The organism is Corallococcus sp. AB045 (assembly GCF_003668895.1).
GTDB classification, from domain to species: Bacteria; Myxococcota; Myxococcia; order Myxococcales; family Myxococcaceae; genus Corallococcus; species Corallococcus coralloides.
In genome coordinates this window covers 1-24,945 of the sequence record NZ_RAWN01000149.1, presented here as the reverse complement: position 1 = coordinate 24,945, position 24,945 = coordinate 1, and the positions used below count along the sequence as shown (strand labels likewise).

The window sequence follows — 24,945 nt, the reverse complement described above, 5'->3', positions numbered from 1 at the left end:
GGGTTCGGCGGGAGGAGTGGCCTCGGCGACCGCGGTAGAGGGTTCCGGCGCGGGTTCGGTGGGGGCGGGCTTCTGGGCCTCGGGCTCGGAAGGAGGCGGTGGAGAAGTTGTGGATGAGTTCGTGTCCGGCTTGCGCGAGGTCGCGGAGCTCCACAGCGCGGACACGCGGCCGCCGTCGAGTCCCAGGGCGACGGTGGTGCCGAGCCCCGCGATGGCGAGGAACACGATGCCGGCCGCGATGAGCCCGCCCTTGCCACGGCGGGGGGCGGGGGAATCGGCGAGGAAGTCGTGCGGTTCGGTGGGGCGTCCGGAGGCGCGCGCCGGGGTGGAGCGTGCGGGAGGCGAGGACTGCTTGCGGGAGGACGGCGAGCGGCGGACCGCGGGCGTCTTCTCGGGGGCCTCGTCGGGAGGCAGGGACGGCACGCGGGAGATGGCCGTCTCGTTGTCGTTCAGCAGGGCCTGCGGCGCGGTGTGGGGCTGGGTGACGCGGAAGCTGTCCTGCGTGGAGGACCGTGAGGGCCGGGGACGGGAGTCCTCGGCGCTGGAATTCGAGGCGTCGCGAGGAGGGCGGGGACGGGAGTCTTCCGCACCGTTGTTCGAGGCACCGCGAGCCGACCGGGCACGCCCATCATCGGCGGAGCTGTTCGAAGCATCACGGCCCGACCGGGCACGTGCATCATCGGACCCATTCGAGACATCGCGGCCCGACCGGGCACGCGCATCGTCGGACCCATTCGAGACATCGCGGCCAGACCGAGCACGCGCATCGTCGGAGCTGTTCGAAGCATCGCGGCCAGACCGGGCACGTGCATCGTCGGCGGAGCTGTTCGCGGCATCGCGGCCAGACCGAGCACGCGCATCGTCGGCGGATCCATTCGCGGCATCGCGAGGAGGACGGGGACGGGAATCCTCAGCGGATCCATTCGCGGCATCCCGCGCGGACCGGGACCGCGCATCCTCACCCGACGCGCTGAAGGCTTCACGCGGCGGTTTGGGCCGAGCCTCCTCGGGAGGCGCGTTGAGGGCTTCACGCGGCGGACGGGGCCGCGAGTCCTCGGCGGATCCATGGGCCGCATCACGCCCGGAGCGCTGCCGTGCATCGTCCGAGGATCCAGACCGGGCACGGCCTTCCTCGGACTCCCGTCCACCCCGGGCGCGGGGCTCGTTGGACGGCGGCACGAAGGCCGGAGGCTCCTTTGAAGGCCGCGACTTCGGGTCCTCGGCAGGCTGCGCGCCCATGCGCGACATCGGCGTGAGGATGGTCTCTCCCTCGACGTAGCCGGGGGACGCCGTCACGGGCGCAGTGATGCGCAGCGACGAATCCAGCATCACCGGCGGCAGGGCCGGCTGGGTGCGCACGCCCGGTTCGGAATCGTCGGGCTGCGCGGACATCTCATTCGTAGGCGGAGGCGGCCGGAGCGTCTCCGTGGGAGGCGACACCCGGCGCGAGGGCGGCAGCGCCGCGGGCTTGCGGACCGCCAGCTCCTCCGTCGTGTTGCGGCGGCTCCCCACCCCGGCAGCGGGAGCCGGCGGCGCCTTCGCCGGAGCGGGAGCCTTGGCAGGCGCCGCGGGCGCGCGAGGCGGCAGCGTGGAGGAGACCTGCGGCAGCGGACTCGCGGGCGGCAGCGTGGCCGGCTCCGGGACATCCCCGCCCCGGGCGAGCACCTGCGCCACCTGCGTCTCGCTGGAGGTGCCGTCCCCGGACGACTGCCCGCTCATGAGCAGCAGGCGGGTCTGGTCGCGGCGCTCGGCGAACAGCCGCAGCATCAATTCGCTGCTCTGTTCGGGGTGCCAGATGCGCTGTCCCACGGCGCGCTCGATGGCGCGGGCGAACTCCAGCGTGGTGCCGTAGCGGTCCTCGCGCCGCTTCGCGAGCGCCTTGAGGACGATGGCGTCCAGCTCCGGCGGCACTTCCTTGTTCACGCGCGAGGGCGGGGGTACGTCGCCGCTCAGCACGGCGTTCATCATGGCTTCGGCGCTCTTCGCGTAGAAGAGGCGCATGCCGGTGAGGCACTCGTGCAGCACCACGCCCAGGCTGAACAGGTCGCTGCGGGCGTCCAGCGGGTCGCCCATGATCTGTTCCGGGGACATGTAGCCGCTGGTGCCCTTCACCATGCCCACGGCGGTGCGGCCCGCGCGCGCCAGGCTCTTGGCGATGCCGAAGTCGAGCAGCTTGGTGACGCCCTCGTACGTCACCATGATGTTCTTCTCGGCGACGTCGCGGTGGACGACGGGCGAGGGCCGGCCCAGCGGGTCGGTGAAGCTGTGCGCGTAGTTGAGCGCCACGGCCGTGTCGCGCACGGCCATCAGGCTCAGGCCGATGGGGATGGGCTCATGGGCGGTGCGGCACGCGCGGGCCACCTCCACCAGCGTGGCGCCCGGGACGAACTCCATGGCGAGGAACAGCTCACCGTCCGCCACGTCCAGGTCGTACACGTGGGCGATGTGCGGGTGGTTGAACGCGGCCGTGACCTTGGCCTCGTCCAGGAACATCCGGACGAACTCCTCCTCGCCGCGGATGTCGGGGAGGATCTGCTTCAGCACCACCATCTTGCGGAAGCCGGCCAGGCCCTTCTGGGCCGCGAGGAAAATCTCCGCCATCCCGCCCGTGGACAGGCGGCAGAGCACCTCGTACTTGCCCAGCACCCGGCCGCGGAACCCGTCCGGGGTGAGCGTCAGCGTCGTCCCAGCCATTGAAGGGGTCCGACTCTACACCGGGGCGGGTACCAGCGCGAAAGGCCCGGGACCCCGTTTCTGGCCGGATGCCAGGGTTTACGAGGATGCGCCTCCGTCCGGGCGAGGACGGGGTTTCCAGGCCGGAGGCGCGCGAACTGTCCGACACCGGAGGGGCTGCCTCTGGGAGGGACGGACCGAGGGAAGGGCGCCGCTACTGTGAGTGCCATGCAGTGACAGTCATCAGTCGAGTTCGGGATAAGCCCCGGCGTCCTGGCTCTCGCGCATCATCGCGTCGAGCTGGGAGCGGCGGTCGGCCTTCTGCCGTGCGCGGTACTCAAGGACGTCCTTGCTGTAGACGCGACGATGGGTGCCCGTGCGGTGGAAGGGAATCCGGCCCTCGTCGAGCAACTGCACCAGATGCTGCCGCGAGACGTTGAGCAGGTTCGCGGCCTGCTGGGTCGTGAGCTCCTTGTGGACAGGGACCACGGTGACGGCATCCCCCGACGCCAGGATGGCGAGCAGCTGCTGCATCAGCTCGAGCACCTCCGTCGGCAGCCGCACGGACTCATGGTTCGGGCCGAGCAGCGAGAAGAGCGGATGTCCGCCGCCCTTGTCGCCCAGCTCCCGGGTGATGAGCTGCGCGAGCTTCCGCACCTGTTCCAGCGTCATGTCACGGGTGGGCGAAGTCACGAGGTCCTCCTGGCGTGGCTCTGCGGAGAGCAGGTCCATATTCGACGCAAACGCAAGGAGCCCACTGACGTCAGGTCAGGATGTCACCCAATCCGTCGTCGTAGCCGCAACATGCATCCCAACATCTCCCCGCTTACCCGTGAGGTGGGCTACGACGGCACCGACATGGACACCTCCGCTTCCCCGCGCACCGTCACCGGCCGCGTCGACGTTCATCCCCGTGGCTTCGGCTTCCTCACCGTGCAGAAGCCCGGCACCCCGGAGGTGCTGTCCGCCTTCATTCCTCCTCCGGACCTGAACCCCCTCTTCGCGGGTGACGTCGTCTCCGCCACCGTGACCGCGTCCGGCGAGGGCCGGTGGACCGCGTCCGGCCTGTCGCTCGTGGAGCGCACCCGCACCGTCGTCTACGGCGAGGTCGTGTCGCGCAAGGGCGCCTTCTTCCTGCGCATCGACAAGGAGGTCTCCAACACCGACTGGCCCCTGGACCCGGGCACCACCCCCGTCCAGCACAACGACGCAGTCGTCGCCCGCATCGCGGACGGCAAGGTCGTCCTCCTCTATCGCCTGGAGCCCGGCGCCGACCGTTCCCTGGAGCGAGTCATCGCCCGCCACGGCCTCCATCGGGACTTCCCTCAGGAGGTCGTCCAGGAAGCCCTCCGCGCGAAGGAGACCCCCCACGCCCTGGGCGGCGCCCGGCGCGACCTGCGCTCCATTCCCACCGTCACCGTGGACGCGCCGTCCACCCGAGACATCGACGACGCCATCTCCGTGCTGCCCGCGGGCCCTGACGGCGCCGTGCGCCTGCTCGTGTCCATCGCGGACGTGAGCGAGTCCGTGAAGGAGAACACCCCCCTGGACCTGGAGGCCCGCGCCCGAGCCACCAGCGTGTACCTTGCCGGCCGCGTGCTCCCCATGCTCCCGGAGGAGCTGTCCGCGCACTGGCTCAGCCTCGTACCCAACGAGGAGCGCCACTGTCTCACAGTCGAATTGCGCATCGACCCCGACGGCCGTGTCACCGCCGCGGATGTCTATGAAAGCCTCATCCGCTCCTGGGCGCGGCTGAACTACGACGAGGTCGCGGCCTTCCTCGACGACAACTCCATCTCTCCCGCGATGGAGCCCGTGCGCGAAGCCTTGCCCTGGTTCCGTCTGGCATCCGCACGGCTCGCCGTGTCCCGCGCGGCCCGGGGCGGCATGACCATGTCCCGCGACGAGGCGCGTTTCACCTTCGACACCGCCACTGGCGCCGTGTCCGGGCTCGCCGGGGAGAAGGACACCTCCGCGCACAACATGATTGAGCGCTTCATGGTCGCGGCCAACGAGGCCATCGCCACCTGGCTGATGACCCGTGGCGTGCCCACCGTGTACCGCGTGCATGAACAGCCGGATCCGCAGCGCGTGGCGGATGTGAATGCGTTCGCGTTGCACTCGGGGTTCGCGGCGGGCTTTGGCGCGCAGATCACCCCGCTGGCCCTGGCCGCGTTCGACCGGCAGATCTCCGGCGCGAAGGCGGAGGCCGCGCTGCGCTCGGTGCTGCGCCGTTCGCTGGGCCCGTCCCGCTACACGGTGAAGCCGGGCCCGCACTTCGGGCTCGCGGCGCCGCTGTACCTGCACTTCACGTCGCCCATCCGCCGGTACGCAGACCTCGCCGTGCATCGGCTCATCAAGGCGTACCTCCACGGCCGGCGCGACTTCGTGCACGAGGACCCGGAGATTGAAGAGCTCTCCCAGCACATCAACGTGCGAGCCCGATCCGCCAACCGCGCGGAGGGGGACCGCCACCACGAGCTGGAGGCGCGCTTCATGTCCACGCGCATCGGGCAGCAGTTCCCCGCGCGCATCGTACGCGTGAAGCCGTTCGGCCTGGTCGCGCAACTGGATGGCATGTGGGTGGAGGGCATGGTGCCGGCGGAAGGACTCGCGGGCGGTCCCTACCGTCCGGACACGCGAGAGCTGTCCATGGTGGGCAAGACGCGGACCTTCACCGTGGGCATGCCCATCAACGTGAAGGTCGTCTCCACGGATGAGCAATTGGGCCGGGTGGAGTTCGCCCTGGTCGAGTAGGCCTTTCACCTTGAGGATGAGCCATGAATGAACTGACGAACCCTGGCTTTCATGGCGCCTATACGTGGGAGGTGCTGGATGAAGGCCCCGGCGCGCAGAACTCTCCGCGGCATTTCTTCCCCGGGAACACCGCAGGGGGACAGAACGGCTTGCTGGTGCAGGTCACGCCAGCAGGCGGTGCACCCTGGCTGGGCATGTTCGCGTTCGGAAACGCGAAGGGTGCGGGAGTCAGCAGCGTCCTCGCCATGCCGGACCCAGAGAAGCTCTGTGTCGTGTCGCGAGGCGCGGGCTACCTCGTCACGGCGCGCGCCCCCAGTGCCTGGGAAGCAGTCCAGGTAATGCCCGTGACGGACGTCCGCGCCGTGCCTTCAGCTGGAGTCGTGGTGTTCGCGGACTTCACCGAAATGGTGGCCTACGGCGCGGAAGGCCTGCGGTGGCGGACGAAGCGGCTGTCATGGGATGGCTTGAAGATCATCCAGGTGACGGAGCGCTCCATCATCGGTGAGTACTGGGACATGCGGACGGAGATGATGCAGACGTTCGAGGTCGACCTCGCCACTGGCGCCCAGAAGGGCGGCGTGGATGAGTGAGGGCCAGAGCGGCGTGTTTTCGATTCCTGACGAGCTTGAGCTCCTGGAGTTCTTCAGCGCGGACCCGGTCGAACGAACCGTCGAGGATGGATACTGGTGCTACGAGGTCACGGACCGCCGTGGCGTCAGATTGCGTCTCTCATTCAATCTCTTCGAGCGGTCGGTACAAACGGCCCTCCAGGTCATGGACTCGCCGCTGATCACCGTCTCCCATGAAGGAGCGGAGTCAATGACAGTCGCGGGTCAGACAATGACATGTCGCTTCTCATATAAAGGAAGCGATGCCCGGCTGGTGTTGCGCCTGGGCGATTCAATCCAGCTGGATTGGTCAAGCCTCCGAAAAGAGTGACAAGGCCACGATGATCTCTGAGACGAGCAAGGCCTGGATTGAAGCGGGGAAGATCCTCGCGGAGAATCCAGGGGCCCAGGTCCGCTGCCCGGAGAAGGGGGACGGAATCCTGCGGGTTCATGATGTGCCTTTTCCCGGAGACCCGGCAATGTTCGAGAGGTATCTGGTCTGCGACGGATGCGGAGCACGCAATGTGATTCTCATCCGTGCTCCAAGTGGATGACGCAGGTCCGCGCGGATGTCCATTTCATCGCGAAGTCCCAATCCAGCAGGCCCTGGAGGTTCCAGATGCAAGCGGAGTCCGTCGAGAGCAAGGGTTACCAAATCATCGAACCCTCAAGTCTTGGAATGCTCACAGCGTGTCCAGACAAACATGAGTTCGCTGTCGCGATGCTTCAGTGGCTTGTCCAGGGATTGCAAGCCGAGCTGAAGGATCAACTGAGGGGCGTGGAAATCTCCCTCATCCGGGTGGAGTATCAAGGCGCCTATCCGGCACTCGGCGTCAGGTATGTCAATGAACCCAATGACCTGGGGAAGCTCATTGAACAAACCGCTGACCGTCTCCTCCAGGAACGAAGCGTCTCCGACTTCGCGGCGTTCCTCGTCAGGGAGAAGGTGGATTGGGCGCGACGGACCGCTGACCTCATGTCGAAATAGCGGCTGCCGCGAGGCGACTCACCCCGCCAGCGGCAGTCCCTCCGTGGACTCCACCAGGACGTTGCCGGGCACCCAGCCCACCAGCCCGGTCGACGACCTCACCAGGTACAGGACCTCTCCCTTCGCGGGCACGCTCGCGGCCAGCACCTTCACCTTCGTGCCCTGCGCCGTCGTGGCCACCACCGCGGAGCCCGTGCGGCTCTGCGTCAGCGGGAAGGACTTCTTCACCGTGGCCGTGACCTCTTCGCCCGGCGCGTACGTCACCGCGTACAGCTCCTGCGGCACGTGCACCAGCTTCCACGCCTTGCGGTCCAGCGTGTACTTGTCCCGCTTCTGCCAGAAGCCCATCCACCTATCGACCAGGACGATGCCGTTGCCCTTCGCCTCCGTCAGCGCGTGCACGTTCCCCAGCGGCCTCACCGCCCGGCCGTCGTAGCCGTAGACGAGGTAGCGGTGGCCGTCGTCCACCTCCCCCAGCGTCTGGACCAGCAGCTCCTTCCACTTGTCGCCCGTGTCCAGGTCCACCACCTGGAAGCCCGGGACCTCGTTGCCGGACGCGTCGCCCTTCAACGTCGCGCCGCCCACCTTCAACGTGAACTTCCCGTCCGCCCCCGCCGTGAGCGACACCGCCTCCGGCTTGCCGTCCCCGTCCAGGTCCACCTGCGCGGACTTCACGAACTCACTGTTCTGCGCGAACGCCGGTACACCGGTGAACAGCGCGGCGGACGACAACACGGCCAGCAGGGATGTCTTCATGGAAGCAGGACCTCGGTCGGAGAGCAGGACCTCGCCACGCTAACCGCCCGAGCGGCGGAAGCGCCCCCGGAAGTGCTGGTCCAGGTACACCTCCGCGTGCGCCAGGGATTCTCGTGTCTCAGGAGCCAAGGTCAGCGAGGCCGCGGCCACCCGCGCCTGACGCATCGCGGGACCCCTTCCGTCCTCAGCGGAACCCACACCGCGCACCACCGCGTCCACCTTGGCGTGCGCGGTATCCACTACGCCCTTGGCCTCCTCCAGGGACACCTCTCCCTCCGCCAGCGCGTTGAACAGCTGGCAGCGGTAGCGACGGCAGGCCTCGGGACGCTCCGCGTACACGGTGCAGCACAGACCCTCCAGCGCGGCGCAGCGCTGGGGTAGCACTGCCGTGCCGTCCTCCTTCACCGCCAGCGACAGGCCGCGCTGGCGCAGGGCTTCCGCTTCGGGGGGCCGCAGCGGCACCTGGGTGAAGAGGGTGCCGTCACAGCACATGCCGCAGTGGAGACAGAGGGTGGACAGGGCGGAGGACATGGCGTGCTCCCGGGATAACGCCTCGCGGGGAGCCGAGTCATCCCCGACGTGTGTCGCCCCGGCCTCCGTCCCCCAAGGCTAGTCATGTCTCACCAGTAGACATGCGACATGTCCCTCGTGTTCCATGTGTCGGAATCACCCTGTGTTTCTGGGGTCCGCACGACCCGAGGGGAGGGACAGCGCTGAACCTGTCTCGGAAGGCCATGCGTCTGTCCGTGAAGGAAATCCCCGACTCGTGAGAAACCAATTCGCGACAGTCCAACGCGTGGCCGCCCCACCGGCCCGAAGGTCTCAGTGCAGAAGGGATGAATGATCTCCACTCTGTGGGAATCCGAGTTCCCCGGGTCACGCGTAACTGGGGACAACACAGTTTCTTCGGACGTCGTAAGATCATGCCCCGTAGGACATCAGGGAGCCCCCGCATGCACACTGACACTCACGACGCGCCGGCCGGCCGCGAAGCCCTCCTCGGATACCGGGTGGGAACCGAGCTCAGCGCGGCGGCCTCGTTTGGCGCGGACTTCTCTCCTGGCCGTCTGGTGCAGTTGTCGCTGGAGCACCTGACGCTCCACCTGGAGTCGCGTGCGGTGCCCCGCAAGGGACAGGCCGCGTCCGTGGTGGTGGGTGAAGGCGAGCGGTGGGCCACCGCGCTGGACGCGGAGGTGATTGGCGTCAACGCCATGCGCCCGGAGGTGAGCCTGCGCTTCGTCGCGCCGCCGCTGGACGCGGGCCGCCGCATCGTGGGCCTGCTGGAGTCGCTGCGTGACAACGGCCTGCTGCTCACGCCGGAGACGCGGCCCGTGTGGCGCGAGCAGATCGACCACGCGGACCGCGTCGCGCGCATCTGCGAAGCGCTCGCGTCCCGCCAGGCCCGCGGCGTGCTGCGCTCGCGTGATGGGCAGGCCGTGGCGGAGGTCACCTGCGCCTTCTTCGAGCCGCTCCAGGACGCGTTCGGCTGGAACCTGCAAGGCGTGCTCCCCCCCGGGCCCCTCACCCTGGAGGCGTTCGGCTACTCCAGCGTGGTGCACTTCCAGACGGACGCCGCGCGCGTGGAGGGCGGCCTGCTCCTGATGCCGGCGCCCACGTCGCTGGTGCGCTTCCGCCACCGCTGGCTGCGCCGCACGCAGGCCCACGCGTCCTGCACGGTGGAGTTCGACCACCCGCTCTGGCCCCAGGTGCACGTGCACCGCGGCCTGCTGGATGTCTCCTACGAAGGCCTGTCCTTCCTCACCGAGCCCGGCGAGGACCTGATGTACCCGGGCCTGCGCCTGCCGGTGATGGAGGTCGGGCTGGAGGGCCACGCGCCGGTGCGGCTGCGCGCGGAGGTGCGCAACATCTCCAGCACGCCCCATGGCCGCCGCTGCGGCGTGAGCGTCCGGCCCCTGGACGCCGAAGGGGCCCGCGCGTGGCGCGCGCTGGTGGAGGCCCAGGCCCACCCCACCACCAAGGTGGAGGGCGACTGGAACGACGCCACCTGGAAGCTCTTCGAGCGCTCCGGCTACTTCCGCCTGCCGGGCAAGGAGCCGGAGAAGTTCACCAGCCTGCGCGACCAGTTCTCCCGCACGCAGGACAAGCTCCAGGAGGCGCCGCTGCTGGGCTACCGCGTGGTGCGCCCCGCGGAGGAGGGCATGGAGGCCACGCTGTCCGTGCTCAAGCCCTACGCGGGCAGCTGGATGGCGCATCAGCTGGCGCGGCACCAGCCCCCGGGCAGCCGCTCCACCGCGCGCGAGGCCCTGCGCGACATCTACCTGCGCGGCTACGAGCCCACCCAGGCGGACCCGGAGGTGAAGTGGTTCTTCGCCTACTGCGAGGCGAACGTGCGCTGGGTGCGCTACACGAAGTTCGACTTCGCCAGCTGGTACGCGCACACCGGCCAGACGTGCCTCGTGCCCTTCCGCCTGATGGAGGGCGAGGTGGACAGCACCTGGACGCAGCCCGCGAACATCACCCTGGGCGCGCCCACCCAGGAGGAGCGCGCCAGCTTCTTCGCCCGCGTGGCCGGCACCCGCCCGGAGGCCTACCGGGAGGCGCTGGACCTGGTGCCGGAGCGCTTCGACCTGGAGACCACGCGCACCGGCTGGGGTGACGCGGGCCTGTCCCGCGAGCGCGAGCTGGTGGTGGCCCGCCATGAAGGCCGCGCCGTGGCCTTCGCGGTGTTCGAGTCCGCGCAGCCGGGCTTGAACCTCTTCAACGTGCTGGACGGCGTGCGCCTGGTGCCGCTGGAGGACGACGCGCGGCCGGAGGTGCAGGACGCGTTCGTGGCGCTGCTGGGCCGCGCGGCGGAGTGGTACCGCGCGCGCGACCGCAAGGTGTTCGTCCACTACGTGGAGGCCACCTGCGTGGAGTACGCGGAGCGCGTGTCCCTGGCGGACCTGGGCGATGGCAAGCTGTGGGTGATGTCCGCCCGCCTGCTGCCGGAGTTCCTGGAGCACCTCTGCGAGTCCACCACGCCGCGCGCGACGTAGTGGAGGCTCGCTTCACCGAGCTTCAACGACGGGAGGGCTGACTACAGCCCCTCGTCGTCCGGGTCCGGATAGGACTCCAGCTCCTCTTCCTCTTCCTCCACCGGGGTGGGCGCCTTGGCGTGGCGCCCCTTGCCGCCCTTGGTCTCGCGCGCCGGAGCGCCGAAGTCCGAATCCGGGCCCACGATGTAACCCTGGCGCCCCTGCTGGATGCGGCGCAGGAGCCCTTCCTGCTCCAGCGCCTCCAGCAGCCGCGCGAAGGTGGAGAAGCCGTGGTCGCGCTCGTCGAAGTCGGGCTCCTTGCGGACGATGGTCTCCTTGACGAGTGACGGGTTGAGCGGGCCGGTCGCTCGGCGCAGCAGGCTCTGCACCACCTCGCGCGCGACGGCGGGCACCTCCGCCTTGGGCTTGCCGCCCTTGGACTCGGCGCCTTCCTTGCCGCCCTTGTCGTGGCCCTTGTCGTGGCCCTTCCCACCCCGCTTGCCGCCCTTGCCCTCGTCGGACTTGGAGCCCCGGCCGCCGTGGTCCTTGTCCTTGTGCGAGGACTCGCCCCGGTTCTTGGGCTTCATGTAGATGAACTGGTCGCACGCCCGCACGAACATCTGGGAGCTGGCCTCGCGCACGGCCAGGCCAATGACGGTGCGGCCGTTCTCACGCAGCTTGTACGCCAGCGGGCAGAAGTCGCTGTCGCCGGAGGCGATGACGAAGGTGTCGATCTGCTCGCGCGCGTAGCACAGCTCCAGCGCGTCGATGACCAGGCGCATGTCCGCGCTGTTCTTGCCGGCGCGGGTGGAGGGGGGCACGTCCACCAGCTCCACGCCCACGTCGTGCAGGCGCTGCTTCGCGTCCTCGAAGCGCGACCAATTGCAGTACGCGCGGCGGAAGACGACCTTGCCCTGCTCCAGGAGCTGGTCCAGGGCGGGCTGCAGGTCGAAGTTGTTGGCGCTGATGCCGGTGTTGGTGACCAGGTTCTCGAAGTCGATGAAGAGAGCGATGCGGTGCTGCTCGTCGGTACGTCCAGCCAAAGGTGCCTCGTATTTGTATGCGAGCGGTCCTTGGCTCGCGTGCGCGCCACCCTACTGTGGGGAAGCGGCCTCACGCACGGCCCGTGTTCCGCCGCTGAACATTCAGTGCCACCCACCCTACGTTGGGACAGACCCCGGGGGCAGCGCCCCCGTGACACGGAGGTGGCACCATGATGCACGGATTCCCCCGACGTTGGCGAGCCATGGCGTGGACCGCGCCAACGCTCGGCCTCTTGTTGTGCGCGGGCCCCGCCCTGGCGAGTGAACCCACGGTCACCAAGGACGGCGACCAATCCGGATACATGCTGGGGATTTACACCGAGCGGGCGAGCACCAGCCCGTCCAACGCCGGGGACACCGTCCCCACCCTGACGCCGAGCATCGTCTCCCCGGGCCTGCCCGTGCGGCAGATCACCGCGGACCCGGACAAGATGCGTCAGGTCAGCGGGCCGGTGGTGAAGCGATCCGGAATGACCCTGTACGTGAAGGACGTGACCGGTCCGGTGGTGCCACTGGACATGACCAACCTGACCATCCACAAGCAACCGGAGAAGGGGCAGCAGGTCCTGGCCCTCTACCAGGTGGACGAGACGGACAACGTGGCCCTGTCCCTCCTGGGGGAGAAGCAGGACTAGTTCGGCTTCGCGCCGCCGCGCACCTCGTCCAGGACGCTCAGGTCCACGAGCCCCGCGACGTCGTCACTGGGGATGAAGCCCAGTGACTTCGCGTGCTCGGCGGACGTCTTCAGCGCGGCGGGCACCGGGTCCAGGCTCGGCTCCAGGCGGGAGAACGCGTCCTGGAGCACGGGCGCCGGCAGGGGCTTGCGCGTGAGCTGGCCGAAGGCGGCGTTGACGGACGTGGCGAAGGCCGCCGGGTCCGCGCGCCAGCGCTCGGTGAGCCGCACGTGGATGCCCAGGAGCGCCGCGATGCGCGGGCGCTGCGTCTCCAGCACCTTCTTCGTCGTCACCACCACCGTGGTGGGGAAGCGCTTGTCCGGCCACAGGTCGCGCTCGTCCACCAGGATGTGACCGCCCCCTTCGGCGAGCATGCGCGCGCCCCAGGGCTCGGGCACCCACGCGCCCTCGATGGCGCCCTGGAGGTACTGCGCCAGGATGTCCGGGTTGCTGATGGGAATCACCTGCACGTCGCCGCCCGCGTCCGTGGTGATGCTCAGCTTCTGGGCCTTCAGCCAGGTGCGCAGGGCGATGTCCTGCGTGTTGCCCAGCTGCGGCGTCGCCAGCTTCTTGCCCTTGAGCTCCGCGGCCGTCTTCACGTTCTTCACCACCAGCACCGCGCCGCCGTTCACCGCGCCCGCGATGATGCGCAGCTCCTTGCCGGCCTTGAGGTACGTGTTGATGGCGGGGCCCGGGCCCACGTAGGCCACGTCCACGGAGCCCGCCACCAGCGCCTCCATGGCCGCGGGGCCCGCGTTGAACTGCCGCACCTCCACGTGGCCCATGCCGGGCTGCGACCCGAAGAGCCCCTCCGAGTTCGCCACCAACGCCTGCGCATGCGTGATGTTGGGGAAGAAGGCCACGCGCAGGGGCGCGTTGGCGCCGGAGGGCGTGTCCTTCTTGCAGGACGTGACGCCCACCAGGAGGACGGTGCAGACACCGAGGAGCAGGGACAGCGGACGCGCGGAATGCATGGTGCGTCACGCTAATGGAGATTCCCCGCCTGTTATCAATGCCCGTGAGTGCACAAGCGTCTTGAGGCTCACACGGAGGCCGTCAGGCCCCACCGGCGCCTGAGGCGCGTCTCCACCGTCTGGAAGAGGACGCGGTCCACCGTGATTCCGATGAGGATGATGGCCAGCATCACAGCCATCACCTGCGACACGTCCATCAGCTCACGGCCCATGGTGAGCAGCTGGCCCAGGCCGCCGGAGACGAAGAGCAGCTCGCCCGCGAGCAGCGCGCGCCACGCGAAGCTCCACCCCAGCTTGAGGCCGGTGACGATGCCGGGCAGCGCGCCGGGCAGGAGCACGCCGAAGTAGAAGCGCAGGCCCCGCACGCCCAGGGTGCTGGCCACGCGGGCCAGCTGCGGGTCCAGGCCGTTGACCGCGTCCTCGGTGGCGATGGCGATGCCCAGCACGCTGCCCATCACCACCACGAAGAGGATGGCGGCGTCGTTGAGGCCGAACCACAGCAGGGCCAGGGGCAGCCAGCAGATGGAGGGCAGGGCCTGCAGGCCCATCACCACCGGCTTCACCGCGTTGCGGAAGAAGGACAGCCGCGCGATGCAGAGCCCCAGCGGGACGCCGATGCTCACGGACATGAGGTAGGCGTGCGTCAGCCGGCCCAGCGAGCGCAGCGTGGCGCCGCCCAGCTGTCCGTCGCGGGCCATGGCGATGAGCGTCTGAATCACTTCCAGCGGCCCGGGGAACAGGTGCTTGTTCCACATGCCCGAGCGGGACAGCCCCTCCCAGAGCGCGAAGAGCAGCGCGATCATCCCCAGCTTCTGCGCCCACTTCAGCATGGCGGTGTCCCCTCTAACGGCTGCTCACGACGCTTGGGCGAGGCAGGCTGGACGGCGTGCGCGTGCGGCGGTGCACGGGCTCCGCGGGCGGGGCCTCCGGGGCGTGCTCTTCCGCGGCGCGCAGCCGGTGGCGGATGTCGCGTGCCATCGCGTCCAGGGATGGGTCCTCCAGCGAGCGCGGCATGGGCAGGTGAATCTCCAGGTCCTCCACCACGCGGCCCGGCCGGGGCGCCATCAGCACCACGCGGGTGCCCAGCATCAGCGCCTCCTGCACGTCGTGGGTGACGAACACCACGGTCTTGCCGGAGCGCAGCCAGATGGACTGCAACAGCTCCTGCATGTGCACGCGCGTCTGGGCGTCCAGCGCGCCGAAGGGCTCGTCCATCAGCAGCACGGTGGGGTCCACCGCGAGCGCCCGGGCCAGGCTGGCGCGCATCTTCATGCCGCCGGAGAGCTGGTGGGGCAGCGTGTCCTCGAAGCCCTCCAGGCGCACGCGCTGGATGAAGGCGTTGGCCCGCTCGCGGCGCTCGGTGCGGGGCACGCCCCGGGCGGCCAGCGCGAAGGTGATGTTGCCGCGCACGGTGAGCCACGGGAACAGCGCCGCCTCCTGGAACATGAGCAACCGGTCCGGACCGGGCCCGTGGATGGGCTTGCCGTCAATGGCCACGCGGCCGCCGGTGGGCACCACGTGACCGGCGAGCGCGTAGAGCAGCGTGGACTTGCCGCAGCCGGAAGGGCCGAGCAGGCAGACGAACTCACCCGAGCGGACGTTGAGGTTCACGTCCTTCAGCGCCACGACCTTGTTGGAGTAGTGGTGGTCCAGCTGCGCGATGGAGATCTTCGCCCGGTCCGCGTCCACATTCGCGGGCCGAAGGAGGTAGGGCGCCGCCCGGCGCAGGCCCCGCATCCGCTCGATGAGGCGTCGAAACATTCGCCACAACCTATTCACCTGCCCCGCGGTCGCACAGGAGGGGCCTGGAAGCGGGCAGGCGCCTTTCACTGTAGGACAGGAAGTGAAGTCCAAGGCGCCCGGTCGGCTGCTTTTCGGCGCGCTTTGTCGTCCGTCAGGAGACGGCGGCCCGCTCCGCCTTGCGATGCGCCAGCGTGCGGGAGAGCAGCCACAGGCTCAGGGCGAGCACGCCCAGGCCCACGGCGGTGAAGGCGCCGCCCACGCGCAGCGACGCCTTGCGGTCGTCCTGGAACACCGCGAGTGCGTCCGTGCGGGGACCGGCGAGGTAGCGCCGCACGGTGTCCGCGAAGGCCTGGGCCTCCGGCTCGGACTCCGTCCACTGGTAGGCGAGCGGCTGGACGCCGGAGGTCGTCTGCAGCTGGGCCCGGAAGATGGGCGCCGCGCCCTTGCGGGTGCTGCGGCTGCGGGCCACCTCCACACCCTGGATGTCCCCGGGCGCGTAGCGGCCCACCTCCTCCTGGTCCAGCCAGCTGGAGCGGCTGAGGACGCACGGGCCCTGGGGCTCACAGCGCAGGTCCATGCGCGCCTTCTGGCCGAGGAAGAACACCCCCAGCACCAGGAAGGGCAGGGCGAGCATCAGGAAGGCCGTGGCACCGATGGCGGTGGCGCGGCTGCGTCGGGAGGCGGGGGTCGCACGCACGGCCCGTTTCTATAGACCCGCGCGCCCCCAGGGGGGCAGTGCTTTCACGCGGCCGCGAGTGTCGCCCCCCAGGCAGGCGGGCGGCCCGGGCTGTTCAGCGGCGGTCCCCTCTGGTGGGCCGGGTGGGAAACGCAGGGCGGCGGACGGGCACTTGCGACATGGGTCCCAAGTCCGCACCCCTTGTCCTGGGACCTTCAGCACTTCGCCCGGAAGGAGTCACCCCACCCATGAAGGCCGTGGCCGTCATGTTCCCCTCGCGCGAGGTGCGCGTCCTCGACGTTCCCGAACCGCGGCTGCACTCGCCCACCCAGGTCAAGGTGCGCACGCTGGAGGTGGGCGTGTGCGGCACCGACCAGGACATCCTGAAGGGCAACCACGGCGCGGCGCCCAAGGGCGAGGACCACCTCATCCTGGGCCACGAGTGCCTGGGCGAGGTGATGGAGGTGGGCGCGCACGTGCAGGGCCTGAAGCCAGGGGACCTGGTGGTGCCCCGGGTGCGCAGGCCCTGTCCGCACACGCGCTGCCCCGCGTGCAGCCATGGCCACCCGGACTTCTGCGTGACGGGGGACTACACGGAGCGCGGCATCCAGGGCGCGCACGGCTTCTGCGCGGAGCACTTCGTGGAGGACGCGGCCTACCTGCACAAGGCGGATGACGACCTGCGCGGCGTGGCCGTGCTCACCGAGCCGCTCACCATCGCGGAGAAGGGCCTGCGCGAAGTGGCGCACATCCAGTCCCGCCTGCCGTGGAAGCTGAACCCCGGCAAGGCGCTGGTGCTGGGCGCGGGGCCGGTGGCGCAGCTGGGGGCCATGGCGCTGATGCGCGCGGGTTTCGACGTGACGGTGTACTCGCGCAGCCCCAAGCCCAACGAGAAAGCCGCCGCGTCCGAAGCGGTGGGCGCGCCGTACCTCTCCTCGAAGGAGGTGACGGTGGAGGCCTTGAAGAAGCAGCTGGGCGGCGTGGACGTCATCTACGAGGCGACGGGGGCGTCGAAGGTGGCCTTCGACTCGCTCCAGGTGCTGGAGGAGAACGGCGTGCTCATCTTCACCGGCGTGCCCGGGCGCGAGGAGCCGCTGGAGCTGCAAGGCGACCAGGTCCTGGGGCAGCTCGTCCTGGGCAACCGGGTGATGTTCGGCACGGTGAACGCGTCGGACAGCGACTTCCGTGAAGCGCTGGAGGACCTGGCCCGCTTCCGCGCGAAGTGGCCGGGGAGATTGGAGGCGCTCATCACCCAGCGCCACCCGCCGTCGGAGTTCGCGAAGGTGGCGGAGGCGAAGGGCGGCATCAAGCACGTCATCTCGTTCCAGGAGCATGCCCGGTGAATCCCCACCACGAGGACCTGAGGGGCGGCATCGCCATTGAAGACCACGGCATCATCGGCGACCTGCGCACGGTGGCGCTGGTGGGCAACGAGGGCACCATCGACTGGCTGTGTTATCCGCACTTCGACAGCCCCAGCATCTTCGCGGCGCTGCTGGACCCGGAGAGGGGCGGCTACTGGCGCGTGTCCCCGGAGCCGGACGGGGTGATGAAGCGGCAGTTCTACTGGCCGGACACCAACGTGCTGGTGACGCGCTTCTACACGCCGAACGGCGTGGGAGAGCTCATCGACCTGATGCCCCTGGGGAAGGGGGCGAAGGCGGAGGGGCGCGAGGTGCTGCGGCGCATCCGCGTGGTGCGCGGGGAGATGTCCTTCCGCATGGAGTGCTTCCCGGCGTTCAACTACGCCCGGGACGAGCATGAGACGCACGTGGTGAAGGGCGGCGCGGCCTTCATCTCCAAGGGCCTGAGCATGCAGTTGGTGACGCCCATTCCCCTGAAGCAGGAGAAGAACGGCGTCGTCGCGCACTTCACGCTGAAGGAGAGCCAGTCCGCGGTCTTCACCCTGCGCGAGGGCGGCGTGGAGGGCTGCCACCACCACCTGCACACGCACGACTCCGCGGAGAAGCTCTTCCGCGACACGGTGGACTACTGGCGCCACTGGGTGTCCAAGTGCAAGTACACGGGGCGGTGGCGGGAGATGGTGCAGCGCTCGGCGCTGGCCCTGAAGCTGATGACTTTCGAGCCGTCCGGGGCCATCATCGCGGCGCCCACGTGCAGCCTGCCGGAGTCCCCCGGCGGCACGCGCAACTGGGACTACCGCTTCTGCTGGCTGCGCGACGCGGCCTTCACCATCTACGCGTTCATCCGCATCGGCTTCAACGAGGAGGCCGCCGCCTTCATGCGCTGGGTGGAGAAGCGCTGCGCGGAGAACGGGGACGGGCCGCTGCCGCTGATGTTCCGCCTGGACGGCAGCCGGGTGCCGGACGAGGAGCAGTTGCATCACCTGCGCGGCTACGGCGGCGCGCGGCCGGTGCGCATTGGCAACGCCGCGGCGAACCAGCTGCAGCTGGACATCTACGGGGAGCTGATGGACTCCGTGTACCTGTCCAACAAGTACGCCACGCCCATCTCGTATGACTTCTGGCGGCACCTGCGGCGGCTGGTGGATTGGCTGTGCGACCACTGGCAGATGGAGGACGAGGGCATCTGGGAGATTCGCGGCTCGCGCCGTCACTTCGTCTATTCGAAGCTGATGTGCTGGGTGGCGGTGGACCGGGCCATCCGGCTCGCGGACAAGCGCAGCCTGCCGGCGGACCGGGCGAAGTGGCTGAAGACGCGCGACGCCATCTTCGAGGAGATCATGGACAAGGGCTGGTGCCAGGAGAAGGGCGCCTTCATCCAGGCCTACGGGCACGAATCGCTGGACGCGGCGAACCTCCTGATGCCGCTGGTGTTCTTCCTATCGCCGGTGGATCCGCGGATGATCTCCACGCTGGACGTCATCCGGAAGGCGCCGAAGGAGGGAGGCCTGACGTCGGATGGCCTGGTCTTCCGCTACGAGGCGGACGAGAAGCTGGATGGGATTGAAGGCAGCGAAGGCACCTTCAACCTGTGCAGCTTCTGGCTGGTAGAGGCGATGACACGCGCGAGCAGCGTGCGGCCGGACCTGCTGGACGAGGCGCGGCTCATCTTCGAGCGGATGCAGGGCTACGCGAACCACCTGGGGCTGTACGCGGAGCAGACGGGCATGTCCGGCGAGGCGATGGGCAACTTCCCGCAGGCGCTCACGCACCTGTCGCTCATCAGCGCCGCATACAACCTGGACCGGACGTTGGGCCGCCACGATTGACGGAGGGGACGGTAGACTCGCGAGCACCCGCCATGCCCGACCTGTACCCGCTGCTGTTCCGTTTCGCCGTCAAGGCGGATGCCCACTACGACGTGCTGAGCCGCCGCGTGCGCAAGGGGCTGGGCATCGCCCCGCCGCTGCGCATCCTGCCCTACCGGGGCTACGGCACCCCTGAGCGCGTGGTCATCAAGGCGCGCGTGCTGGAGGAGCGCAAGGTGACGCCCCAGCGCCAGCGCCACACGCTGTGGAGCAGCGCCGTGGCCTCCTACAAGCGCTACATGACGCGGGAGGTTTCCAGCGCGCACGTGGCGGTGCGCTGGGGGGACAAGCGCTGGGAGGGCGTGACGGACGAGGAGGGCTTCCTGGAGCTGTGGGTGCCGCCTCCTGAAGGCGTGCGCTCCGGCTGGCACATGGTGGAGCTGGAGCTCCTGTCGCCGGAGGCCGAAGGCGTGCCGCGCGTGACCGCGCCGGTGCGGGTGGCGGGGACGAGCGCGGAATTGGGCGTCATCAGCGACATCGACGACACGGTCATCGCCACGGGGGTGACGGATCCGCTCAAGCGCGCGTGGGCGCTGTTCCTCACGGAGCACCGGGTGCGGCTGCCCTTCCCGGGCGTGGACGCGTTCTACGCGGCGCTCCAGGCGGGCGCGAGCGGCGGGGCGGACAACCCCATCTTCTACGTGTCCAGCAGCCCGTGGAACCTCTACGAGCACCTGGACGAGTTCCTCGCCATCCACCGCATCCCCATTGGTCCGCTGCTGTTGCGCGACTGGGGCCTGTCTCGCCACGGCTTCGCGCCGGGCGGGGGGCACGGGCACAAGCTGGACAAGATTCGCGGCGTGCTGGAGACGCTGTCGCATCTGCCCTTCGTGCTGATTGGGGACAGCGGCCAGGAGGACGCGGAGCACTACCGCACCATCGTGCGCGAGTACCCGGACCGCATCCGCTGCGTCTACATCCGCAACGTGCCGGGGGGCTCCAAGCGCGACGAGGAGATGGAGGCCATCGCGAAGGACATCCGCGACGCGGGCAGTGAGCTGGTCGTCGTGGACGACACGGTGGCCGCCGCGAGGCACGCGGCGCGCGCCGGGTGGATCCGCTGGGAGGAGGTCCCGGAGGTGGAGGCCCACCGCCGCGAGGACGCCGCGCGGAGCGCCCTGGGCGAGCGGGGCTGAAGATTTCCAACCCCGCGCGTCACGGCGCGGTGACACGTGCACGGGAGACCTGTTGAGGCTTGAGGGTGGGGAGGGGGCTGTGGCACACGCGGGCCTCCCTCGCTTCATCCCCCCGAGGTCGTCCACATGTCGCGAAACACCCTGAAGTGGTCCGTGCTGGCTTCCGCGCTGTTCCTGGGTGCGTGCAACAACGCGCCCGCGCCGACGGAGGAGCCCACGCCGACGGCGCCCGAGTCCACCCAGTCCGTGCGCACGGTGGAGTCGAAGCTGAGCCAGATCGAGCTGGAGTGGGAGGGCCCGACGCCGCTGCTGGAGTCCATCATGGAGGCCGGCAACGACGAGTGCGACACGCACAACAACTGGTGTGACGGCACGCTGGACGTCTACGGCTTCCCGTGGACTTCGACGCAGGCGCCCACGCTGGCGGACGCGGTGGAGTCGGTGTTCGCGCTGTCGCAGGACTACAGCTACTACCCCTGGCAGGACCGGGGCACGGTGCCGTTCAGCACGCTGTCCGACGCGCTCTTCTTCTTCGACGCGCTGGACCCGCACCTGCTCACGGAGATTGGCAACGGCACGGAGCAGGTGCAGATCCGCTACTTCTACAGCTCGTACCTGGTGGCCCCGGGCGCGTCTGACTGGAACCACCTGTTCATCGTGCTGTTCCCCCAGTCGCACCGCGTGGCGGTGTTCAACCTGGTGAACCACGAGATTTGAGCCGTAGGGGCCGCTCAGGCCACGGGGCGCCCGCTCTGCATATGAACCATGCGGATGGCGCGCTCCATGAGCTCACCCTGGGCGGAGCGCTTGTCGTTGGACATGGTGGCGGTGCGCCGCCGCCACGTGCCATCCGAGCCCAGCTCCCACGCGCCGCTGGTGTCCACCATGCAGCGCTCCACCACGTCCTTCACCTGCGCGGCCAGGGTGGGGTCCTCCACCGGCGCCAATATCTCCACCCGGTGGTCCAGGTTGCGCGGCATCATGTCCGCGGACCCGATGTAACACCGCGACGTCGCGCCCCGCTCGAAGGCGTAGATGCGCGGGTGCTCCAGGAAGCGGCCCAGGTTGGACACCACCCGGATGTGCTCCGACACGCCCGGCACCCCCGGCCTCAGGCAGCAGATGCCGCGCACGTTGAGGTCCACGCGCACGCCCGCGCGGGACGCGTCGTAGAGCGCGCGGATGATGCCCGGGTCCACCAGCGCGTTCATCTTCATCATGATGCGCGCGGGCGCCTCCGGCGTGTGTGCCGCCTGGGTCTTCTTGATCTCCTCCATCAGCCCTTCCCGCATGGTCAGCGGCGCCACCAGCAGCTTGCGGAAGGAGCGCGGCCGGCCAAAGCCGGTGAGGAAGTTGAAGACGTCCGCCACGTCCGCGCCAATGTCCGGGTCCGTGGTGAACAACCCCAGGTCCGTGTAGAGCCGCGCCGTCTTCGGGTTGTAGTTGCCCGTGCCGATGTGCACGTAGTGCCGCACCCGCTCGCCCTCGCGCCGCACGATGAGGATGGCCTTCGCGTGCGTCTTCAGGCTGGGAATCCCATACACGACGTGCACGCCCGCCTCTTCCAGCGCGTTCGCCCAGCGGATGTTGGTGCGCTCGTCGAAGCGCGCCTTCAGCTCCACCATGCACACCGCCTGCTTGCCGTGCTCCGTCGCGCGGATGAGCGCGGGCACCAGCGGGGAGCTGTCCGACGTGCGGTACACCGTCTGCTTCAGCGCCAGCACGTCCGGGTCCTCCACCGCCTCGCTCACGAAGCGCTCCACGGAGGAGGTGAAGGACTCGTAGGGGTGGTGCACCAGCAGGTCGCCCCGGCGCATCGCGGACATCACCGTGCCCCCGCCGTCCGCGGACTCGTTGTCCGTGCGCAGCCGCGCCTGCGTCACCGGCGTCCAGGGCGGGTCGCGCAGCTCGGAGAAGCCCGGCGTCATCGCCAGCGACATCACGTCCGCCAGGTCCAGGAGGCCGTGCTCCTCGTACACCTGCCGGGGCTCCAGCGTCAGCGCCTCCACCAGCGGCTCCAGCAGCTTCGCGTTCATCCCCGCCTGGATTTCCAGGCGGATGACGTCCCCGAAGCGGCGCTGGCTGAGCTCCGTCTCCACCGCCTTGAGCAGGTCCTCCGCGTCCTCGGACACGGTGTAGTCCGCGTCGCGCGTCACGCGGAACAGGCTCCAGTTGAGGACCTCCATCCCGGGGAACAGGTCCCCCAGGTGCTGCGCGATGATCTCCTCCAGCGGCACGAAGAGCGCGCCCCCCTTGAGCGGCACGAAGCGGGGCAATATCTCCTTGGGCACCTTCACCCGCGCCACGCTCTCCTCCTCCGCCACCGGGTCACGCAGGAGCACCGCGAGGCTCAGGGACAGGTTGGAGATGTACGGGAAGTGCCGTCCCAGCCCGATGGCCAGCGGCGTGAGCACGGGGAAGATCTGATCCCGGAAGCGCTGCTCCACCTGCGCGCGTTGATCCGCGTCCAGCTCCTTCATGGACAGGATGCGCAGGCCCTTCTCCGCCAGCGCGGGGCGCAGGACCTTCTCGAAGCAGTCCGCGTGGCGCCGGCCCTGCTCCAGGATGCCCGTGTGCAGCTTGTCCAGCGTGTCGCCCGGGGACGCGCCGTCCGGCACCAGGCGGCCCACGCGCGCGGTGAGCTGCTCGTGCAGCCGCGCCACGCGGATCATGAAGAACTCATCCAGGTTGCGCGCGTAGATGGAGGTGAACTTCAGCCGCTCCATCAGCGGCACATCCGGCGCCTCGGCCAGCTGCAGCACCCGGTCGTTGAAGGCCAGCCACGACAGCTCCCGGTTGAAGAACAGGTCGCTGTCCGGCACCTCCGTGCCCGGGGGGACGACGTCCCGGTCCACGAGCTTCTGGGGGGTACCTTTGGCGGCCGCGCGCTTCGCCATGACGTGTGACTCCTCGAGATGTTTCTCAGGGTGTGCCCTGTAGCAGTCCCGCACCGCGCCGATTGTGAACTCGCACGCCTGGCCCGGAACCGGACATCCGGGCGTATCCCACCCCGGATGACCCCTGCAGTGGCCGGCGAGGCGTACGGCCTGTGGACTCCCCGGCAGTCCATCGCTTGAATCCGGCGGGCACTGACGGCATTCAAGAAGGGTGAGTACTCCCAATCCCTCCTTCCCGGTCACTCCGGACGATGCCCCGGCGGACACCTCCCCGGACGCCCTGTTCACGGCCTTCCGCGAAGGGTCCAAGAAGAAGTCCAACCGCTTCACCTTCACCTGGTTCGTGGCCGCCGCGGTGCCGGTGGTGCTCGCCCTGGGGTTCTTCACTCTTTGGCGTGCAAACGGAACGTCCTTCTCCGTCGTCACGCCGCACGGCATCAAGGTGCTGCGCGCGGGGATGACGACCCAGGAGGTCGGGGGCCTGCTGGGCCACCCGCTCACGCTCCAGAAGCAGGGCGACCAGGACTGCTACCGCTACGGCCGGCCCAACTTCGTGAACGAGGTCTTCGTCGTGTACTCGGTCTGCTACGAGCAGGGGCAGGTGCGCGACGTGCTCACGCACCAGTACTCGGCCTGGCAGATAGACCCCGCGACGGGGGCCTTCATCGCGCCCGGGCAGGAGCCGCCCGCGCCCAAGAACCCGGCGGGGTAGCCACCCGGGCTCCGGAGCAGGGCAGGGGGACTGTCAGCCCTGGGCGAGCCCCGCCTCGGCGCCCTCGAAGGTCACCTTCGCCTGCGTCATCACGTGCTCCACGGCGAGCAGGTGCCACGCGACGTCGGTCATCTGCGCGGACGCGGCCGGGTCCAGCATGGACTCGCGCAGCTGCGCCTCGGTGATGCCGAAGGGCTCCGAGGACTCCTTGAGCAGCTCTAGCGCATACTGCGGCGTGAGCTGGAGCTTGTCCCGCTGCGCGATGGCGCGCAGCACCAGGGCAATCTTGAGGCGGCGCTCCACGTCGTCGCGGATGCCCGGGTGGTGCAGCCAGCCGTCCAGCGCCTCCTGCTGCTCCTCCAGGCTGAAGAACTTCTGCGCCAGCACCTCGCCCTCCGCCTGCAGCCAGCGGCGGCGGATCTCCTCGTCCACCAGCGGCTTGGGCACGGTGACGTCCGCGCGGGCGACGATTTCGTCCAGCACCCGGTTGCGCGCGTCCACCCAGAGCATGTCGGCCATCTCGCCCTCCATCTCCTCCACGATGGAGCTCATGACCTCTTCATGCGTGGAGCCGCGGCCCAGCTGCTGGAGGAACGCGTCCGACTCCGTGTCGGGCATGCTCACCTCGCGCGCGCCGCGCACGTCCACCAGGAAGCGCGCCGGCATGCCGCGCAGCTGCTCCGCCGGGTAGTTGTCCGGCAGCACCAGCCCCACCTCCACGCTGTCGCCCACGCTGGCTTCCGCGATGACCTCCGCGAAGCCGGGCAGCATCACCTGGGGGGCCAACTCCATCCAGTAGCCCATGCGGGTGCTCAGCGGGATGAGGCGGCCGTTGGCGTAGCCCAGGATGTCCAGCCGGACGTCGTCGCCCATGGCCAGCGCTTCGCCTTCCGCGCGCTCGCGGACCTGCGCCTTCGCGCGGGCCAGCTCGTGGAAGCGCTCCAGCAGGTCCTCTTCCGTGAGGTCCTCGCCCTCGGGCACGCGGATGTTCAGGTTCTCCAGCGACGGGGCCTTCACCGTCGGCAGGTCCGCCTGGTGGCCCAGGCCGGGCGCCACGGGCAGCCGCTGCACCAGCTGCTGCACGGGGGCCTGCGCCGGGGC

Annotated in this window: 22 protein-coding genes; 11 read left to right on the top strand and 11 right to left on the bottom strand. The window is 69.4% G+C overall.

Annotated features, from left to right (window positions below; translation table 11 throughout):
• Together D7Y21_RS43025 and D7Y21_RS29100 are read right to left on the bottom strand one after the other, a co-directional pair.
• A partial coding sequence (locus tag D7Y21_RS43025; protein WP_233612319.1) for a protein kinase occupies window positions 1-2,694 on the bottom strand: 2,694 nt, incomplete at its 3' end.
• Between the two features lie 222 nt (window positions 2,695-2,916).
• On the bottom strand, window positions 2,917-3,366 hold the full coding sequence (locus D7Y21_RS29100; RefSeq protein WP_120564703.1) for a helix-turn-helix domain-containing protein: 450 nt from the start codon (window positions 3,364-3,366) through the stop codon (window positions 2,917-2,919).
• A gap of 165 nt (window positions 3,367-3,531) precedes the next feature.
• Between D7Y21_RS29100 and D7Y21_RS29095 the strand changes: the two genes are divergently transcribed.
• From D7Y21_RS29095 to D7Y21_RS29080, 4 genes are all read left to right on the top strand, one after another.
• Entirely contained in the window at window positions 3,532-5,430 is a 1,899-nt protein-coding gene (locus D7Y21_RS29095) for a ribonuclease R family protein (protein ID WP_121717028.1), read from the top strand.
• Between the two features lie 23 nt (window positions 5,431-5,453).
• Entirely contained in the window at window positions 5,454-6,020 is a 567-nt protein-coding gene (locus tag D7Y21_RS29090; RefSeq protein WP_121717022.1) for a hypothetical protein, read from the top strand.
• Complete coding sequence (locus D7Y21_RS29085) at window positions 6,013-6,369, top strand: hypothetical protein (protein WP_120564705.1); 357 nt, start codon at window positions 6,013-6,015, stop codon at window positions 6,367-6,369. Before D7Y21_RS29090 ends, D7Y21_RS29085 begins: the two co-directional genes overlap by 8 nt.
• A 288-nt stretch (window positions 6,370-6,657) precedes the next feature.
• Complete coding sequence (locus D7Y21_RS29080) at window positions 6,658-7,026, top strand: hypothetical protein (protein ID WP_147443259.1); 369 nt, start codon at window positions 6,658-6,660, stop codon at window positions 7,024-7,026.
• Between the two features lie 18 nt (window positions 7,027-7,044).
• Here the strand turns inward: D7Y21_RS29080 and D7Y21_RS29075 are convergent, their stop codons facing one another.
• Both D7Y21_RS29075 and D7Y21_RS29070 read right to left on the bottom strand, forming a co-directional pair.
• Window positions 7,045-7,782, bottom strand: coding sequence for a hypothetical protein (locus D7Y21_RS29075; protein WP_233612318.1), 738 nt, complete (start codon window positions 7,780-7,782; stop codon window positions 7,045-7,047).
• Between the two features lie 39 nt (window positions 7,783-7,821).
• Window positions 7,822-8,313: a YkgJ family cysteine cluster protein gene (locus D7Y21_RS29070; protein WP_120564707.1), complete on the bottom strand. Its 492-nt coding sequence runs from the start codon at window positions 8,311-8,313 to the stop codon at window positions 7,822-7,824.
• A gap of 422 nt (window positions 8,314-8,735) precedes the next feature.
• Between D7Y21_RS29070 and D7Y21_RS29065 the strand changes: the two genes are divergently transcribed.
• The gene (locus D7Y21_RS29065; protein ID WP_121717020.1) at window positions 8,736-10,778 is read left to right on the top strand and encodes a PilZ domain-containing protein; all 2,043 of its coding nucleotides are present in this window, start codon (window positions 8,736-8,738) and stop codon (window positions 10,776-10,778) included.
• A gap of 41 nt (window positions 10,779-10,819) precedes the next feature.
• On the opposite strand, the gene D7Y21_RS29060 is transcribed toward D7Y21_RS29065, so the two are convergent.
• Window positions 10,820-11,800 carry an NYN domain-containing protein gene (locus D7Y21_RS29060; protein ID WP_120564709.1) on the bottom strand — a complete coding sequence of 327 codons (981 nt, stop codon included), beginning with the start codon at window positions 11,798-11,800 and terminating at the stop codon, window positions 10,820-10,822.
• 302 nt (window positions 11,801-12,102) lie between these two features.
• On the opposite strand from D7Y21_RS29060, the gene D7Y21_RS29055 reads away from it, so the two are divergent.
• Window positions 12,103-12,435: a hypothetical protein gene (locus D7Y21_RS29055; protein WP_147469404.1), complete on the top strand. Its 333-nt coding sequence runs from the start codon at window positions 12,103-12,105 to the stop codon at window positions 12,433-12,435.
• Here D7Y21_RS29055 and D7Y21_RS29050 read toward each other — a convergent pair.
• From D7Y21_RS29050 to D7Y21_RS29035, 4 genes are all read right to left on the bottom strand, one after another.
• Window positions 12,432-13,448, bottom strand: coding sequence for an ABC transporter substrate-binding protein (locus D7Y21_RS29050; RefSeq protein WP_120564711.1), 1,017 nt, complete (start codon window positions 13,446-13,448; stop codon window positions 12,432-12,434). The genes D7Y21_RS29055 and D7Y21_RS29050 overlap by 4 nt on opposite strands.
• 68 nt (window positions 13,449-13,516) lie before the next feature.
• The gene (locus D7Y21_RS29045) at window positions 13,517-14,278 is read right to left on the bottom strand and encodes an ABC transporter permease (RefSeq protein ID WP_120564712.1); all 762 of its coding nucleotides are present in this window, start codon (window positions 14,276-14,278) and stop codon (window positions 13,517-13,519) included.
• A gap of 13 nt (window positions 14,279-14,291) precedes the next feature.
• Window positions 14,292-15,209 (bottom strand): ABC transporter ATP-binding protein, encoded by a 918-nt coding sequence (locus D7Y21_RS29040; protein WP_120564713.1) that lies wholly within the window; start codon window positions 15,207-15,209, stop codon window positions 14,292-14,294.
• A 133-nt stretch (window positions 15,210-15,342) separates the two neighbouring features.
• A complete protein-coding gene (locus D7Y21_RS29035; protein WP_121717018.1) occupies window positions 15,343-15,888 on the bottom strand; it encodes a hypothetical protein in 546 nt (181 codons plus the stop codon).
• 227 nt (window positions 15,889-16,115) lie between these two features.
• On the opposite strand from D7Y21_RS29035, the gene D7Y21_RS29030 reads away from it, so the two are divergent.
• The 4 genes from D7Y21_RS29030 to D7Y21_RS29015 all read left to right on the top strand — a co-directional run bounded on the left by D7Y21_RS29030 (window position 16,116) and on the right by D7Y21_RS29015 (window position 20,952).
• Complete coding sequence (locus tag D7Y21_RS29030; RefSeq protein WP_120564715.1) at window positions 16,116-17,210, top strand: glucose 1-dehydrogenase; 1,095 nt, start codon at window positions 16,116-16,118, stop codon at window positions 17,208-17,210.
• Window positions 17,207-19,060, top strand: a complete 1,854-nt coding sequence (locus D7Y21_RS29025) for a glycoside hydrolase family 15 protein (protein WP_120564716.1) — start codon at window positions 17,207-17,209, stop codon at window positions 19,058-19,060. The genes D7Y21_RS29030 and D7Y21_RS29025 overlap by 4 nt, the downstream gene beginning before the upstream one ends.
• 32 nt (window positions 19,061-19,092) lie before the next feature.
• Window positions 19,093-20,235 (top strand): App1 family protein, encoded by a 1,143-nt coding sequence (locus D7Y21_RS29020; RefSeq protein ID WP_120564717.1) that lies wholly within the window; start codon window positions 19,093-19,095, stop codon window positions 20,233-20,235.
• 126 nt (window positions 20,236-20,361) lie between these two features.
• Entirely contained in the window at window positions 20,362-20,952 is a 591-nt protein-coding gene (locus D7Y21_RS29015; protein WP_120564718.1) for a hypothetical protein, read from the top strand.
• A gap of 14 nt (window positions 20,953-20,966) precedes the next feature.
• Here the strand turns inward: D7Y21_RS29015 and ppk1 are convergent, their stop codons facing one another.
• On the bottom strand, window positions 20,967-23,132 hold the full coding sequence (gene ppk1, locus D7Y21_RS29010) for a polyphosphate kinase 1 (protein ID WP_120564719.1): 2,166 nt from the start codon (window positions 23,130-23,132) through the stop codon (window positions 20,967-20,969).
• Window positions 23,133-23,343: 211 nt separating this feature from the next.
• Here ppk1 and D7Y21_RS29005 point away from each other — a divergent pair, with 211 nt between their 5' ends.
• Window positions 23,344-23,844 carry a hypothetical protein gene (locus D7Y21_RS29005; RefSeq protein WP_120564720.1) on the top strand — a complete coding sequence of 167 codons (501 nt, stop codon included), beginning with the start codon at window positions 23,344-23,346 and terminating at the stop codon, window positions 23,842-23,844.
• A 33-nt stretch (window positions 23,845-23,877) separates the two neighbouring features.
• On the opposite strand, the gene D7Y21_RS29000 is transcribed toward D7Y21_RS29005, so the two are convergent.
• Window positions 23,878-24,945, bottom strand: a 1,068-nt coding sequence (locus tag D7Y21_RS29000; RefSeq protein WP_233612317.1) for a peptidylprolyl isomerase, incomplete at its 5' end; no start/stop codon positions are given.

What these genes read in the sequence shown, in the direction of transcription:
- D7Y21_RS29095 (WP_121717028.1), top strand. Translation starts at nt 3,532, where the DNA reads ATGGACACCTCCGCTTCCCCGCGCACCGTCACCGGCCGCGTCGACGTT.
- D7Y21_RS29090 (WP_121717022.1), top strand. Translation starts at nt 5,454, where the DNA reads ATGAATGAACTGACGAACCCTGGCTTTCATGGCGCCTATACGTGGGAG.
- D7Y21_RS29085 (WP_120564705.1), top strand. Translation starts at nt 6,013, where the DNA reads ATGAGTGAGGGCCAGAGCGGCGTGTTTTCGATTCCTGACGAGCTTGAG.
- D7Y21_RS29080 (WP_147443259.1), top strand. Translation starts at nt 6,658, where the DNA reads ATGCAAGCGGAGTCCGTCGAGAGCAAGGGTTACCAAATCATCGAACCC.
- D7Y21_RS29075 (WP_233612318.1), bottom strand. Translation starts at nt 7,782, where the DNA reads ATGAAGACATCCCTGCTGGCCGTGTTGTCGTCCGCCGCGCTGTTCACC.
- D7Y21_RS29070 (WP_120564707.1), bottom strand. Translation starts at nt 8,313, where the DNA reads ATGTCCTCCGCCCTGTCCACCCTCTGTCTCCACTGCGGCATGTGCTGT.
- D7Y21_RS29065 (WP_121717020.1), top strand. Translation starts at nt 8,736, where the DNA reads ATGCACACTGACACTCACGACGCGCCGGCCGGCCGCGAAGCCCTCCTC.
- D7Y21_RS29055 (WP_147469404.1), top strand. Translation starts at nt 12,103, where the DNA reads ATGCTGGGGATTTACACCGAGCGGGCGAGCACCAGCCCGTCCAACGCC.
- D7Y21_RS29050 (WP_120564711.1), bottom strand. Translation starts at nt 13,448, where the DNA reads ATGCATTCCGCGCGTCCGCTGTCCCTGCTCCTCGGTGTCTGCACCGTC.
- D7Y21_RS29045 (WP_120564712.1), bottom strand. Translation starts at nt 14,278, where the DNA reads ATGCTGAAGTGGGCGCAGAAGCTGGGGATGATCGCGCTGCTCTTCGCG.
- D7Y21_RS29040 (WP_120564713.1), bottom strand. Translation starts at nt 15,209, where the DNA reads ATGTTTCGACGCCTCATCGAGCGGATGCGGGGCCTGCGCCGGGCGGCG.
- D7Y21_RS29030 (WP_120564715.1), top strand. Translation starts at nt 16,116, where the DNA reads ATGAAGGCCGTGGCCGTCATGTTCCCCTCGCGCGAGGTGCGCGTCCTC.
- D7Y21_RS29020 (WP_120564717.1), top strand. Translation starts at nt 19,093, where the DNA reads ATGCCCGACCTGTACCCGCTGCTGTTCCGTTTCGCCGTCAAGGCGGAT.
- D7Y21_RS29015 (WP_120564718.1), top strand. Translation starts at nt 20,362, where the DNA reads ATGTCGCGAAACACCCTGAAGTGGTCCGTGCTGGCTTCCGCGCTGTTC.
- ppk1 (WP_120564719.1), bottom strand. Translation starts at nt 23,132, where the DNA reads ATGGCGAAGCGCGCGGCCGCCAAAGGTACCCCCCAGAAGCTCGTGGAC.